14 protein-coding genes are annotated in these 14379 nt (G+C 66.0%); 2 read left to right on the top strand and 12 right to left on the bottom strand.

Annotated features, from left to right (window positions below; genetic code table 11):
- Window positions 1-42 precede the first annotated feature (42 nt).
- The 5 genes from PV761_RS14980 to PV761_RS14960 form a co-directional block, all read right to left on the bottom strand.
- A complete protein-coding gene (locus PV761_RS14980) occupies window positions 43-201 on the bottom strand; it encodes a hypothetical protein (protein WP_197024972.1) in 159 nt (52 codons plus the stop codon).
- Window positions 202-963 (bottom strand): imidazole glycerol phosphate synthase subunit HisH, encoded by a 762-nt coding sequence (gene hisH, locus PV761_RS14975; protein WP_028271934.1) that lies wholly within the window; start codon window positions 961-963, stop codon window positions 202-204.
- Window positions 960-1586, bottom strand: coding sequence for an imidazoleglycerol-phosphate dehydratase HisB (gene hisB / locus PV761_RS14970; protein ID WP_028271935.1), 627 nt, complete (start codon window positions 1584-1586; stop codon window positions 960-962). Before hisB ends, hisH begins: the two co-directional genes overlap by 4 nt.
- An 89-nt stretch (window positions 1587-1675) precedes the next feature.
- A complete protein-coding gene (locus PV761_RS14965) occupies window positions 1676-2794 on the bottom strand; it encodes a histidinol-phosphate transaminase (protein ID WP_347897875.1) in 1119 nt (372 codons plus the stop codon).
- Window positions 2795-2891: 97 nt separating this feature from the next.
- Window positions 2892-3266: a LysM peptidoglycan-binding domain-containing protein gene (locus tag PV761_RS14960; protein ID WP_347897940.1), complete on the bottom strand. Its 375-nt coding sequence runs from the start codon at window positions 3264-3266 to the stop codon at window positions 2892-2894.
- A gap of 407 nt (window positions 3267-3673) precedes the next feature.
- Here PV761_RS14960 and lexA point away from each other — a divergent pair, with 407 nt between their 5' ends.
- Window positions 3674-4423, top strand: a complete 750-nt coding sequence (gene lexA, locus PV761_RS14955; RefSeq protein WP_028271938.1) for a transcriptional repressor LexA — start codon at window positions 3674-3676, stop codon at window positions 4421-4423.
- A 12-nt stretch (window positions 4424-4435) separates the two neighbouring features.
- Here lexA and PV761_RS14950 read toward each other — a convergent pair whose 3' ends face one another.
- Complete coding sequence (locus tag PV761_RS14950; RefSeq protein ID WP_028271939.1) at window positions 4436-6508, bottom strand: ATP-dependent DNA helicase; 2073 nt, start codon at window positions 6506-6508, stop codon at window positions 4436-4438.
- On the bottom strand, window positions 6501-8069 hold the full coding sequence (hflX, locus tag PV761_RS14945) for a GTPase HflX (RefSeq protein ID WP_028271940.1): 1569 nt from the start codon (window positions 8067-8069) through the stop codon (window positions 6501-6503). Before hflX ends, PV761_RS14950 begins: the two co-directional genes overlap by 8 nt.
- A gap of 447 nt (window positions 8070-8516) precedes the next feature.
- Between hflX and PV761_RS14940 the strand changes: the two genes are divergently transcribed.
- Complete coding sequence (locus tag PV761_RS14940) at window positions 8517-9131, top strand: methyltransferase (RefSeq protein ID WP_028271941.1); 615 nt, start codon at window positions 8517-8519, stop codon at window positions 9129-9131.
- Here the strand turns inward: PV761_RS14940 and dapF are convergent.
- The 5 genes from dapF to recA form a co-directional block, all read right to left on the bottom strand.
- Complete coding sequence (dapF, locus tag PV761_RS14935) at window positions 9112-10056, bottom strand: diaminopimelate epimerase (RefSeq protein WP_028271942.1); 945 nt, start codon at window positions 10054-10056, stop codon at window positions 9112-9114. The two genes, PV761_RS14940 and dapF, sit on opposite strands and share 20 nt — an antisense overlap.
- A gap of 32 nt (window positions 10057-10088) precedes the next feature.
- Window positions 10089-11060 carry a tRNA (adenosine(37)-N6)-dimethylallyltransferase MiaA gene (miaA, locus tag PV761_RS14930; protein WP_347897871.1) on the bottom strand — a complete coding sequence of 324 codons (972 nt, stop codon included), beginning with the start codon at window positions 11058-11060 and terminating at the stop codon, window positions 10089-10091.
- Window positions 11061-11063: 3 nt separating this feature from the next.
- The gene (gene miaB / locus PV761_RS14925; RefSeq protein ID WP_347897869.1) at window positions 11064-12632 is read right to left on the bottom strand and encodes a tRNA (N6-isopentenyl adenosine(37)-C2)-methylthiotransferase MiaB; all 1569 of its coding nucleotides are present in this window, start codon (window positions 12630-12632) and stop codon (window positions 11064-11066) included.
- Window positions 12633-12649: 17 nt separating this feature from the next.
- On the bottom strand, window positions 12650-13141 hold the full coding sequence (locus PV761_RS14920) for a regulatory protein RecX (protein ID WP_347897938.1): 492 nt from the start codon (window positions 13139-13141) through the stop codon (window positions 12650-12652).
- Window positions 13142-13238: 97 nt separating this feature from the next.
- Complete coding sequence (gene recA / locus PV761_RS14915; protein WP_347897867.1) at window positions 13239-14294, bottom strand: recombinase RecA; 1056 nt, start codon at window positions 14292-14294, stop codon at window positions 13239-13241.
- Window positions 14295-14379: the final 85 nt, after the last annotated feature.

The raw sequence follows: 14379 nt of genomic DNA, 5'->3' as shown, positions 1-14379 counted from the left end.
TTGTAGTGAAGCTGTGGTGAACAGGTAGGGGTGCGGGCCCGGCTAGTTGGCCGGCAGGGTAAGAAGGTATGCGGCCAGCAGCGACATTCCGGCCAGAACGTAGAAAACGACCTGGGTCCAGAGCGGCTTGTGCTGCTGCCTGAAGGACAGCGCCCCGCCAACCAGCAGGCCGGCGAGGCCCATCAGGACTATTGACCACATCTAGGCGGCCGGTCCGCTGCTCGCGGCGGCGGCTTCCGTGGCGGCCGCCTTGCCGTGGCGCAGGCTGTTGACCCAGTTTCGAAGCAACCGTGCTCCGGCGTCGCCGGACTTTTCGGGGTGGAACTGGGTGGCGCACAGCGGCCCGTTCTCCACGGCTGCGATGAACGGTGCGCCGTGCTCGGACCAGGTGACAAGCGGTGCCGCCATGCGCGGCTGGATGACGTCGAAGTCCCAGTGCTGCACACCGTAGGAGTGGACGAAGTAGAAGCGCTCGTTTTCCACGCCCTCGAAGAGCCGGGATCCTTCCGGAACCTTCACGGTATTCCAGCCCATGTGGGGCACAACCTCGGCGGGAAGCAGTTCCACTTTTCCGGGCCACTCCCCCATGCCCTCGGCTTCGGTGCCGTGCTCGACGCCGGCCTCGAACAGCACCTGGAGTCCCACGCAGATGCCGAGGACGGGACGGCCGCCGGCGACACGCCGGCCGATCATCCGGATGGCGTCCACTGCCTTGAGCTCGCGCATGACCGTTTCGAAGGCTCCGACGCCGGGGACCAGCAGTCCGTCGGCATTCAGGACGTCCTCGGGCTTGGCGCTGAGGATGACCTCGGCGCCCGCACGCTCCAGCGCACGGACGGCCGAGCGGACGTTGCCGGAGCCGTAGTCCAGGACTGTGACGGTGGGTTTGCCCTCGGGTGACGCCGGCTTGGCGTTTCCGGCCGGATCCAGGATTGCCCCGTCCTGGAGGATCGGCCCGGTCACAGCGCACCCTTGGTGGAGGGGATGCCCTCCACGCGGGGGTCCGGCTCCACGGCGGCGCGCAGGGCACGCGCGAAGGCCTTGAACTGGGCTTCCACGATGTGGTGGGGGTCCCGGCCTGCGATGACGTTCATGTGCAGGCAGATACCGGCGTGCAGGGTGATCGCCTCGAAGACGTGACGGGTCAGCGAACCGGTGAAGTGGCCGCCGATCAGGTGGTATTCCTGCCCGGCGGGCTCACCGCCGTGCACCAGGTAGGGCCGCCCCGAGACATCGACGACGGCATGGGCCAGGGCTTCGTCCAGGGGTACGGTGGCTTCGCCGAAACGGCGGATCCCGGCCTTGTTGCCCAGCGCGGTGCGAAGCACTTCGCCAAACGTGATGGCGACGTCCTCCACCGTGTGGTGGACGTCGATGTGGATGTCACCGGTCGCCTTGACGGTCATGTCGATGAGCGAGTGCTTGCACAGTGCGGTCAGCATGTGGTCGTAGAACGGAACCGAGGTGCTGATGTCCGAGATGCCCGTGCCATCAAGGTTGATCTCGACGAGCACGGATGATTCGCTCGTGGAACGCTCCATGCGGGCGGTCCGGGCCTCGGCAGCAATGGATCCGGTGGTGCTCATGTGTTGTGTCCTTTGGATGTAAGGAGAAATACCGTCTGTGTGCAAGTCTGCGGAACCGGCTCCCTGGGAAACCGGGGTCTGACTCAAGTTTAGGCCGGGACGCTGGGCTGCCCGGCCAGGATCAGTTCCAGGGCTTCGAGGAAGGCTGTGGTTTCCGTCTCAGTGCCTGCCGTGACGCGCAGGTGGCCGGGGATTCCGACATCCCGGATCAGGACGCCGGCGTCCAGCAGTCCCTGCCAGACGCGGTGGGGATCCTCGAGCCCGCCGAAGAAGACGTAGTTCGAGTCGGAAGCGGCAGGCTTGAGTCCCATCCGGGTCAGCTCCGTGACGATCCGGTCGCGCTGCCGCTTGATGTCCTCGACGTCGGCCATGAGGGCTTCGCGGTGTGTCAGGGCTGCCAGGCCGGTCGCCTGCGTGATGGCGGACAGGTGGTACGGCAGCCGAACGAGCCGCAGTGCGTCCGTAACCTCGGGGGCGGCCGCCATGTAGCCGAGCCTTGCACCGGCCAAGGCAAAGGCCTTGCTCATGGTGCGTGACACGATCAGGCGCTCACGGCCCGGCAGGAGGGTGAGGGCGCTGGGCGTACCGTCGTGCGCAAACTCGTGGTAGGCCTCATCGACGATTACGACCGTCTGGCTGGCCTCGCCCGCGGCATAAACGGCTTCCACCACGTCCAGCCCCAGGCCTGTGCCGGTGGGGTTGTTCGGTGAACATAGGAAAACGATGTTGGGCTGGAGCTCCCGGACCTGACGGGCAGCCGACTCAGCGCTGAGGCCGTAATCGTCCGCACGCTGGCCGACGATGTAGCCCGTGTCGGTGCCGCTGGCCAGCAGGGGGTACATGGAATACGTGGGCGGGAATCCGAGGGCGGTACGTCCCGGCCCGCCAAAGGCCTGCAGGATCTGCTGCAGCACTTCATTGGACCCGTTGGCGGCCCAGATGTTCTCAGCGCCCAGTCCGTGGCCCAGGTACTCCGCCAGGCGCTCACGCAGTTCGGTGAACTCCCGGTCCGGGTAGCGGTTCAGTCCCGCCGCGGCAGCGGTCACGGCCTCGGAGATGGCGGCGAGCACATCGGCCGGAACGCCATGGGTGTTTTCGTTGACGTTGAGCAGGATGGGAACATCCAGCTGCGGCGCACCGTACGGGCTCAGGCCCCGAAGGTTGGTCCGGAGGGGAAGTCGGTTCAGTCGCTCTAGCTGGTCAGTCACTTCAACAGTTTAAGTGAGGGTGGCCGGGCCGCCGAAACTGTGACGCCATCTCCCGGTCTCAAGCAGGTCGTGACGGGCTGGATTGAGTCCCGGCGCCCTAGTTTGAAGGGACAAAGAACTGCTGCCCCGGCATGACCCTGCCGCCGTCGAGGTTGTTCAGCTGGACGACGTCGGCCACGACGTCCCGCGGGTCACGTTCGGGCGCCACGGACCCGGCGATCTCCCAGAGGGACTGCCCCGGCTGAACCGTCACCGACACAGTGGGAGTCAGGGAAAGCTCGGATGCGGAATCCGCGGCCTTCGCCGGCGAGTTCAGGAAGCCGGCCAGCGAGATCAGGAGCACGGACAGCAGGATCAGTGGAATCCCGACCAGGACAATGCGCCCGCGGCGGGTCAGCCGGAGGGGCGGCTGCGAGGACCTGGTCTTCGCAGCCTTAACGACCGGGCGTTCCTCCCAGTTGAAGCCCAGCATGGGAGATTCCGGGCCGTGGTGTCCCAAACCCTGCTTGGCCGAACCATCATGACGCGAACCGTGAATAGCGCTTGTAACTGACATGAACTTAGCCCTCCTGGACCTGACTGTGCTGCCCGCTGTGTTCCTGAAGCCGGCGACCGCCCATTCCGGTTCGAACATAGAACCGAAGGAGCTTTGCGACTAGAACACATATTCGAACTTTACTGGTTCTGTTCTAGCACTTATTAACGAACATTGTCGAGACTCACTAGAACAAATGTTTGAAAAACCTGTGGGGCTGGCCTACGTTTGAGCTACAGAACAACCACTTCTGCAGTTGATCAGCAGGGTCTGACATTTCAGGCCGGAAGTTCCCGGCACCTGCAGCGATGGAGGCCGGGGAGAACGGAAAGGCGTTGGCGAACATGGCAGCACAAGCCACCGGCGGCAGGGCTACGCAGCGGAGCCAGCAGTCATCAGCGAAGCCGAAGGGCCTCACAGTACGTCAGAAGAAAATTCTGGAAACGATCCAGCGCTCCGTCAACGACAACGGCTACCCGCCGTCAATGCGTGAAATCGGCGACACCGTGGGGCTGGCCAGCCTCTCCAGCGTCACCCACCAGCTCTCGCAGCTTGAGAAGCTGGGCTACCTCCGCCGCGACCCCAAGCGGCCGCGTGCCATGGAAGTCCTGATGCCGTTGACCCTGGACGAGGGTACGGCCAAAATCACCGGCGTGGAGAAGCCTGCCCGGCTGCGTACCGTCGGCGGCCTGTCTGTTTCCGAACTGGCCACGGCAACGGATACGGCCATGGTCCCCCTGGTCGGGCGGATCGCTGCCGGCGGCCCGATCCTGGCTGACCAGGTCGTCGAGGACCTGATGCCGCTGCCACGGCAACTGGTGGGCCACGGGGAGCTTTTTATGCTGAAGGTGTCCGGCGATTCCATGATCGACGCGGCGATCTGCGACGGCGACTGGGTTGTGGTGCGCCGGCAGAGCGACGCCGCCAACGGCGACATTGTTGCCGCCCTCCTCGATGATGAGGCCACGGTCAAGACGTTCCGCCAGCGGGACGGCCACACCTGGCTGCTGCCCCAGAACACGCAGTACGAACCCATCCTGGGCGATCACGCCACCATCATGGGCAAGGTCGTTTCGGTCCTTCGCTCGCTGTAGCAGCGCACTCCGTCAGGCGGAAGCGGCCTCTGCCGGAGCCTGTGCAAGCCGGCTCAGCGCCGCAACCGCGATGGCCGGATCAGTGGTGGGCCAGAACGGTGGCAGGGCAGCCCGCAGGAAGCCCCCGTAACGCTCCGTGGACAGCCTGGAGTCCAGGACGGCCACAACACCTTTGTCGCCCGTGGAGCGGATCAGCCGGCCGGCTCCCTGGGCCAGCCGGATCGCGGCGTGGGTGGCCGATACCGACATGAAGCCGTTGCCGCCCGCCTGGGCCACGGCCCGGGAGCGTGCCGTCATGAGCGGGTCATCCGGCCGCGGGAACGGAATCCGGTCGATGACCACCAGCCGGCATGACCCGCCGGGGACGTCAACACCCTGCCACAGGGACATGGTGCCGAAAAGGCAGGTGTCCGGTTCGTCGGCGAACTGCCGCACGAGTGCGGTCATGGTCGATTCGCCCTGGCACAGGATGCTGACATCCAGCCGCGGGCGCATGGCTTCTGCCGCTTCTTCGGCGGCCCGCCGCGACGAAAAGAGGCACAGTGCCCCGCCGCCCGAGGCCCGGATCAGTTTCTCCAGCTCATCCAGCGCTTCAGGGGATGTCCCCCGGCCGGGCTTCGGCAGATGGCTGGCCACGTAGAGGATTCCCTGCTTGGGATAGTCAAAGGGGGACCCGACGTCCACTCCGGTCCAGCTGGGTGCGCCCTGTCCCACGAGCCCGAGCCCGCCGGCGGCGGGTTCGAAGGCCGATCCTATGGCCAGGGTGGCCGAGGTCAGGATCACCGTATGGCCCGCAAAGAGCCCGTCACGGAGCTTTCCAGCCACACTCAGCGGTGCAATGTTGATCAGGGCCGGCGCCGCATCGTCCGGCTGGGAGTAGCCCTGCTGCGGGTCAAAGGTGCTGTTTCGCGAAAACCAGACCACTTCGCGGTTTTCCCTCGCGGCAATCAGGCGTTCGCAGAGCTCAAGGATGACCATCAGGCGCGACCGGGCGAGCTGGCGTCCGCCGTCGGCCGTGTTGGCGCTGTCCCCCTTGGAGTCGGACAGGGCGGCGCGGCAGGCTTCCCGCAACTGGTCCACGCAGTCGAGTTGTTCATCATTGAGGCCGTTGGGCAGCAGGCCGCTGGGGACTCCGGCGATGGCCAGTTCAAGGTTGGCGGCAGCGTTGTTGAGCGCATCCACCGTGATCCCGGTGTTCTTGCGGGCGCCGGAGGCGGCGGCGTGGACCATGGCCACGGACAACTGGCCGGAGACTGCCCCCGTCACCCGGTCCTGGAGCTCGTGCGCCTCGTCCACCACCACGACGTCGTACTCCGGCAGCACGGCCAGGCCCTCGAAGGCGCTGACGGCCAGCATGGCATGGTTGGTGACCACAACGTCGGCCTCGGCTGCGTCATGCCGGGCAAGTTCGCTGAAGCACTCGGCAGCCATGGGACATTTCTGCGCTCCCAGGCATTCCATCGACGTAACGGACACCTGCCGCCAGGCACGGTCCGTCACACCGGGCATCAGTTCGTCCCGGTCCCCCGTGGCGGTCTTCTCCGCCCATTCGCGGAGCCTGACTACTTCCTTGCCCAGCTGCGAGGCCGGACCGCCCAGGGAGGCGGCGAAGTGCGGGACGCTGGTGTCCTCCCCCAGTGAGAAGAGCTGACCCTCCGACGGCTCTTCGGAGGGGAACCCGCCGTCGAGCTTGTGCCGGCAGACGTAATTGGCCCTGCCCTTGACGAGGGCTACCTTGACGGGGCGCTCCAGGGCTGGGGTGATGGTTTCCAGCAGCCGCGGAAGGTCCCTGCCCACGATCTGGGTCTGCAGGGCCAGGGTGGCGGTGGACACCAGGGTGGGTTTGTCGCTGACCTGTGAATGGGCGATCAGCGGAATCAGGTACGCGAGTGACTTTCCGGTGCCGGTTCCGGCCTGGACCAGCAGGTGGTCGCCGCTGTCGATAGCGCGTGCCACCTGCCGGGCCATCTCGTGCTGGCCGTCGCGGCTCTGTCCGCCCATGCCGGACACCGCCCGGTCGAGCAGTTCGATGACGAACTGCTCGCCGGCGGAGCCGCTGGTTTCTCCGGCCCCGGGATCAGACATTGCTGATGAAGGATTCCAGTTCAGCGGCGAGCCCTTCGCGCACCATGACCAGGGCGCGGGTGCCCTGCTCTTCATGGTCCAGTCGAAGGATTTCGGCGTCCGTTTCGTGGAGCTTGCTGATCAGGTCACCGCGGTTGTACGGGATCAGCAGTTCCATCTTGACGCTGGGCCGCGGAATGGATTCGCTGATCGCCTTCAGGAGCTCAGCGATGCCCTGCCCGGTGCGCGCGGACACCACCACGTGGCGGGGTTCGCGCTGCTTCAGGCGTTCCACCACGAACGGGTCCGCGGCGTCGGCCTTGTTCAGCACGATGATCTCGGGCACTTTGCGGGCGTCCACTTCGCTGAACACTGCCCGGACCGCCGCGATCTGGCCCTCCGGATCGGGATGCGAGACGTCCACCACGTGCAGGATGAGGTCCGAATCCGCCACTTCCTCCAGGGTGGAACGGAAGGCCTCCACCAGCTGGGTGGGAAGGGACCGCACGAAGCCCACGGTATCGGCCAGGGTGTAGCCCAGGCCGTCCGCTGTTTCCGCCTTGCGGACGGTGGGATCCAGCGTGGCGAACAGGGCGTTCTCCACCAGGACGCCGGCGTCGGTCAGCCGGTTCAGGAGCGAGGACTTTCCGGCGTTTGTGTACCCTGCGATGGCTACGGACGGCACGGAATTACGACGGCGGTTGGCCCGCTTGGTCTCCCGCGCCGGCTTCATCGCGGCGATTTCACGCCGCAGCTTGGCCATCCTGGTGCGGATCCGGCGCCGGTCCAGTTCGATTTTGGTTTCACCGGGACCGCGGGAACCCATGCCGGCGCCTGCGCCGCCCACCTGGCCGCCGGCCTGGCGGGACATGGATTCGCCCCAGCCGCGCAGGCGCGGGAGCAGGTATTCAAGCTGCGCCAGCTCCACCTGGGCCTTGCCTTCACGGCTCTTGGCGTGCTGGGCGAAAATGTCCAGGATCAGGGCCGTGCGGTCGATGACCTTGACCTTCACAATGTCCTCGAGTCCACGCCGCTGTGACGGTGCCAGCTCGGCATCCACCACCACGGTGTCCGCACCGGTGGACATCACAATGTCCTTGAGCTCCTGGGCCTTGCCGGAGCCGAGGAACGTGCCGGGATCGGGCTTGGCACGGCGCTGGACAATGCCGTCCAGAACCTCCGAGCCGGCAGTTTCCGCCAGGGCGGCAAGCTCGCGGAGGGAATTTTCGGCGTCGGCGAGGGTGCCTTCTGTCCACAGGCCGGCCAGCACCACGCGTTCGAGGCGCAGCTGCCGGTATTCAACTTCGGTGACGTCTTCGAGTTCGGTGGAAAGGCCGGCCGTGCGGCGCAGGGCCCGGCGTTCCTCAAGATCCTGCTGGTCCCCGTCGAAGATGCTGTGTTCGCTGTCCTGGCGGGAAATCGCCTGGGCCGATCCCAAAACTCCGCGCGAACTTTCCGGGGCGGAGTGGGCGGCACGGGCCGGGACATCCTTGGACAGAATCCGGTCGATGACGGCCTGGATTTCCTCAGGACTCATGTCCTGGGAGGCTGCATCTGATCCGGTGTTGGGCTGGTTGGTCATGTTCTCCTTTGAAGATTCGACACCTTCAGAATAATGCTGATTGTTTGTCTGCGGGGCGGTATTCGCGCTGGGCTGACGACTATTGGTCATTCGGGCTCCTGGAGTGCCGGCGGCTGCGGCGCAGCGGGCGGCGGTACGGACGGTATGCGGGGCGACGACGTGCGGGGCAGGCGGCGTTGCGGTGGGTGCGCGTTTTCGGATGGGCGCATGGTCAGACGATCAGCATTGCTGGACTCCAAGTAGTACGGGCGGGACGTTCTGCCGGACAATCACGGCGTGACGGCGCACTGAGCGGAAGGTGAATACCTGCGTCGCTGCGGGACGGGCGGTGCCCGTGCCGGCTACTCAAAGATCAAGAACATGGATTAAACATTAGCAGACGGGTTTCCGTGCCCCGTTCCAGTCCTCGTTTCCCATCGGCGCGCCGGGCAACTAATCTGGCGAGTTATGGAGTCTGCACACTATTTCAGCGCCCAGCCTGCCGGGCCGTTCACCCGCAAACCGCTAACCGTGGAACTTGCCGGTGAAACCCGCAGGCTGCAGACGTCCAGCGGCATCTTCAGCCCCGACGGCATCGACAAGGGAACTGCCGTACTACTGGCCGACGTGCCGTCCCCGTCACCCCAGGGCAACCTGCTGGACATCGGCTGCGGCTGGGGTCCCATCGCGCTGACTATGGCCCTGCGGGCACCCCACGCGCACGTCTACGCCGTGGACGTCAACGAGCGCTGCGTCGCCCTGACCAACGAGAACGCCGGCCTGCTGGGACTGGACAACGTCACGGCCAGCCTGCCCGACGCCGTTGATCCCGGCCTCCTGTTCGACACGATCTGGTCCAATCCGCCGATCCGGATCGGCAAGGACGAGCTTCACTCCCTGCTGCTGCTGTGGCTGCCCCGGCTGGCTGCAGGCGGATCCGCCTGGCTGGTGGTCCAGAAGAACCTTGGTTCCGACTCGCTTCAGCGCTGGCTGGCCGCTGAACTGGACAGCAGCTTCACCGTCACCCGCGAGAGCACCTCGAAGTCCTTCAGGATCATCCGGGTCAGGAAAGCGTCCCGCTAGCCACGATCACTGCGGGACCACTGAGTTCCACATGTTCGTGGCCTTCCGGGCCTGCAAAGAATTTAACGCCGACGACGCCGCCGGGCACGTTCACGTTCCAGGCATCCGGCGCGCCCTGCCCGGCCCAGTGCCGGATGGCGACGGCTGCTGCGCAGGCGCCGGTGCCGCAGGACTGGGTCTCCCCCACGCCGCGTTCGTGGACGCGCATGGTGACTGTGCCGACGCCGTCGTGGACCAGCGGCTCGGACGGGACGACAAACTCGACGTTGGTGCCGTTCGCCGGCTTCGGATCGACATGCGGTGCCTTGAAGAGCTGTGTGGCCTCGAGTTCGCTGAGTTCGGCCAGGGCCACCACGGTGTGCGGGTTCCCCATGCTGACGGACAACGCAGGGCGCGGCACTTCCAGGCCGTCCGCGGTCACCAGCGAGTCCATGGCACGTGCGGTGGCCTCGCCAGGGAAGATGAATTCCCACGGCCCCATGTCCACCGCGTAGCCGTTTTCGGTCCGCACCACCGTCTTGACGCCACCGCGCGTGCCGATGGTCAGGGCATCGCCGGTGCCGAGCCGGACAAGTCCCTCGGCGATGAGGAAGTGGACAAACACGCGGACGCCGTTGCCGCACATTTCCGACAGGGATCCGTCACCGTTGCGGTAGTCCATGAACCACTCGGCATCCGGGTGGACTGCCTGCAGCTCCCGTCCCTCCGGGAGGAAACGCGAAGGCACGGCCCGGATCAGGCCGTCACCGCCAATGCCGCGGTGGCGGTCACAGAGTTCCGCGACCTGCTCGGGCGCAATCGGCCAGGTACCTTCGGGGTCGGCAACGAGCACGAAATCGTTGCCGGTGCCATGGCCCTTGGAGAAGGCCAGGCCGCTCAGCCCCTGGAGTGTGCGGTCAGGGGCGGGTGCAAGGGTTTCGTCCATGGATCAAGGTTACCGGTTGACGGGGGGCGTCCTTAGCCGCAGAGGGCCGCCGCTTTGGCCACGAGGTCCGGGTCCTGCCAGTCCAGCCAGTTGATGCGCGGATCCGCCCTGAACCATGTGAATTGCCGCCGGGCGAATTTCCGCGTGGCAGTGATGGTGTCTTCCGTGGCCTGGCCGGCATCCCAGTGGCCGTCGAGGACTTTCAGGAACTGGGCATAGCCCAGTGCGCGGGACGCCGTCTTGCCGTTTCGGAGCCCCGCAGAGTCCAGCCGCTCAACCTCGGCCTGTAGTCCGCCGGCAACCATGGCGTGGACGCGCAGGGCCAGCCTCTCCTTCAGGAGCTCACGGTCCACTTCGAGCCCGATCTGCACCGCCGGCTGGAAGTACTCCCGGACGGGCATAAAGGAGCTGAAAGGACGCCCTGTCAGTTCGAAGACCTCCAGGGCCCGGACCACCCTGCGGGCGTCACCCAGGCGGCCGGCGGAAACCGGGTCCACCGCTTCCAGCCGGGTGCGCAGCGGGGCCAGGCCGGTGTCCGCCAGCTCTGCTTCCAGGCGGCCGCGGATGGCCGGATCCGTGCCGGGAAATTCGAGCACGTCGAGTGCGGCCCGGACGTAGAGGCCCGATCCGCCTACCAGGATGGCCCGCTTTCCGCGCCCCTGGATCTCTGCAATGGCGGCCCTCGCCTCCCGCTGGAAATCCGAAACGCTGGCTTCTTCGGTGACGTCGAGGGTGTCCAGGAGGTGGTGCGGAACTCCCCTGCGCTCCGCGGCCGTGATCTTGGCAGTGCCGATGTCCATGCCGCGGTAGAACTGCATGGCGTCGGCGTTGATCACTTCGCCGTCGAGGGCCAGTGCCAGGGCAACGGCGAGGTCGGATTTGCCGGATCCGGTGGGGCCAACCACCGCGATGACGGGAGGACGGGGGTAGCCGGTATTGCGGTCAGCCGCCGAGGGCAGGTCAGCGTTCTCTGCCCCGTGGGCGTCCGCGGAAGGGTTGATCATTGCCTAGCCGCGGCGGACGGGGACCGCCGGCATACCGAGGGACACGCCGCTCTTGGCGCCGTTCCCGCCGGAACCGCTGCCAGGAACCGGCACACCGCAGGAGTCCGCCTGCGACCTGTCCCAGGCGTCACCGGCACGCGAGCGGCGCAAGGTGTAGTCCGCCGCCGAGGCCGGATCCGCGACCAGGTGGAAAGCCGCGGCTTCGGTGATGGTGACTGTCACGAGGTCGCCGGGGCGCGGTTTCTCAGCACCTTCCGGGACCGAGAAGTGCACGAGGCGCTGGTCCTGCGACCGGCCCGACAAACGGTGGGTTTCCTCCGCCTTGCGGCCCGACTGCGCCGTGACCATGACTTCGACCCGGCGGCCCAACTGGCGGGCGTTCTCCTCGGCCGCAATCCGGTCCTGCAACGCCGTCAGGCGCTCAAAGCGCTCCTGCACGACTGCCTTGGGAAGCTGGTCCGGCAAGTCCGCTGCGGGGGTACCGGGGCGCTTGGAGTACTGGAAGGTGAACGCCGTGGCAAAACGTGATTTCTCGACGACATCAAGCGTGGCCTGGAAGTCTTCTTCGGTTTCACCGGGGAATCCGACGATGATGTCGGTGGAAATGGCGGCATGCGGAATCCGTTCCCGGACCTTGTCCAGGATGCCGAGGAACTTGGTGGAGCGGTATGAGCGCTTCATGTCCTTGAGGACTTTGTCCGAGCCGGACTGCAGCGGCATGTGCAGCTGCGGCATCACGTTGGCGGTTTCAGCCATGGCGTCAATGACGTCGTCAGTGAAGGCGGCCGGGTGCGGGCTGGTGAACCGGACCCGTTCGAGGCCTTCGATTTCACCGCAGGCACGCAGCAGTTTGGAGAAGGCCTGCCGGTCGCCGAATTCCACCCCGTAGGAGTTCACGTTCTGGCCCAGGAGCGTGACTTCAATCGCTCCGTCATCGACGAGTGCCTGGATTTCGGCGAGGATGTCGCCGGGGCGGCGGTCCTTTTCCTTCCCGCGCAGGGCAGGAACGATGCAGAACGTGCAGGTGTTGTTGCAGCCCACGGAAATGGACACCCAGCCCGAATACACCGAGTCCCGCTTCGTGGGGAGCGTGGATGGAAAAACGTCCAGCGATTCGAGGATCTCGAGCTGCGCTTCGTTGTTGTGCCGGGCGCGGTCCAAGAGTGCGGGCAGCGCGCCGACGTTGTGGGTGCCGAAGACCGCGTCCACCCAGGGGGCCTTTTTCAGGATCGTTTCGCGGTCCTTCTGGGCCAGGCAGCCGCCCACGGCGATCTGCATGCCGGGGTTGGCCGCTTTGACCGGCGCGAGCATCCCGAGGTTGCCATAGAGCTTGTTGTCGGCGTTTTCACGGACGGCGCAGGTGTTGAACACCACCACGTCCGCGTGCTCGCCCGATGCGGGCACGTAGCCGGCGTCTTCCAGCATGCCGGCCATCCGCTCGGAGTCGTGCACGTTCATCTGGCAGCCGAAGGTGCGCACCTGATAGGTGCGCGGCGGGGCAGCCGCGGGTGCTGCCTCGATGCTGGCGGAAGTACTGGTGCCGGACGCTGGGGAAGGAATGGTCAAACTCACCTGTTAAGGGTACCGGTTCACAGGAAGTCTGCCGCCGCCGGTTCACCGGCGGCAGCGTCGAGGACCTCCCCCACGATCCGGAAGGCCTGGGAGGGCTGGTATCCCTTCCGCGCCAGCATGGACGCCAGCCGGCGGGTGACCTTGTCCCGCTCGGCGCGGTCGCTGAGGTCCACAGAGCCTTTGAGCTTGCGTTCGACGAGTTGGCGTGCGGCGGACTCCTCCGCTTCGTCGCTGAGTTGCTCCAGGGCCCGTGCTGCAATGTCAGCCTCGATGCCCTTGTCCGCGAGTTCGCGGCGCAAGGCTCCCTTGGCAAGCTTCCGGGTCTGGGACCTGCTCCGGACCCACATGTCCGCGAACTCCGCATCATCGACGAGCCGGACTTCTTCAAACCGGTCAAGGACGGCCTCGGCCACATCCTCAGGGACGTTGCGTTCGGCGAGCTTGCGGGCAAGCTGCAGCCTGCTCTTGGGCGAGCTGGTGAGCTGCCGCAACACAATGGCCCGCGCCACCGAGGCCGGGTCCGGCTCAGCGTCCAGTTCGCCCTCCGGCTCCCGGGAGAACCCGGCCCGGTCCCCGCTGGGCCGGGTCCGGCCGGGCCGGTCTCCCCTAGAAACCGTCAACGGCCTTGAGCTTGGGCGACTCCTCGGCTTCAGCCGCAGCCGGCTTGACGCCGACGCCCAGCTTCTCCTTGATGAGGCGCTCCAGTTCGGCGGCCAGCTCCGGGTTGTCCCGCAGGAAGCGGCGGGAGTTCTCCATCCCCTGGCCCAGCTGGTCACCGTCGTAGGTGAACCACGAACCGGACTTCTTGATCAGTCCGTGCTCGACGCCCATGTCGATGATGCCGCCCTCACGGGAGATGCCCTGGCCGTAGATGATGTCGAATTCGGCGATCTTGAAGGGCGGGGCCATCTTGTTCTTGACGATTTTCGCCTTGGTCCGGTTGCCCACCGAGTCGGCGCCTTCCTTCAGCGTCTGGATGCGGCGGACATCGATACGGATGGAGGCGTAGAACTTTAGTGCCTTACCGCCGGTAGTCGTCTCGGGCGATCCGAAGAAGACGCCGATCTTTTCGCGCAGCTGGTTGATGAAGATGGCGGTGGTCTTGGTCTGGCTCAATCGGCCGGTGATCTTACGCAGCGCCTGGCTCATCAGGCGGGCCTGGAGGCCCACGTGGCTGTCGCCCATGTCGCCTTCGATTTCCGCGCGGGGCACGAGGGCTGCCACGGAGTCAATGACGATGACATCGAGGGAGCCCGAGCCGATCAGCATGTCCATGATTTCCAGGGCCTGCTCACCGGTGTCCGGCTGGGAAACCAGCAGGGCGTCGGTATCCACACCCAGCTTGGCGGCGTATTCCGGATCCAGGGCGTGCTCGGCGTCGATGAACGCGGCGATGCCGCCTTGCCGCTGGGCGTTCGCGACCGCATGCAGGGCCACGGTGGTCTTACCCGACGATTCCGGGCCGTAGATTTCCACAACGCGGCCGCGTGGCAGGCCGCCAATTCCGAGGGCAACGTCCAAGGCAATGGAGCCCGTGGGGATTACCTCGATGGGAGCACGTACTTCATCGCCCAGCCGCATGACGGAGCCTTTGCCGAACTGCTTGTCGATCTGTGCAAGCGCTGCGTCGAGCGCCTTCTGACGATCCGGGGCTGCCGCCATGGTTCACACCTCTAGTTTTCTCGCTGTGGAGTGGCCTGAGCGGCCCTTTATCTGTCATCACCGACGCTAACGGCACCCACCGACA

Source organism: Arthrobacter sp. CC3 (assembly GCF_039907775.1).
GTDB lineage: Bacteria > Actinomycetota > Actinomycetes > Actinomycetales > Micrococcaceae > Arthrobacter.
The sequence above is the reverse complement of the archived record's forward strand: the minus strand, read 5'-3'. Positions and strand labels throughout refer to the sequence as shown.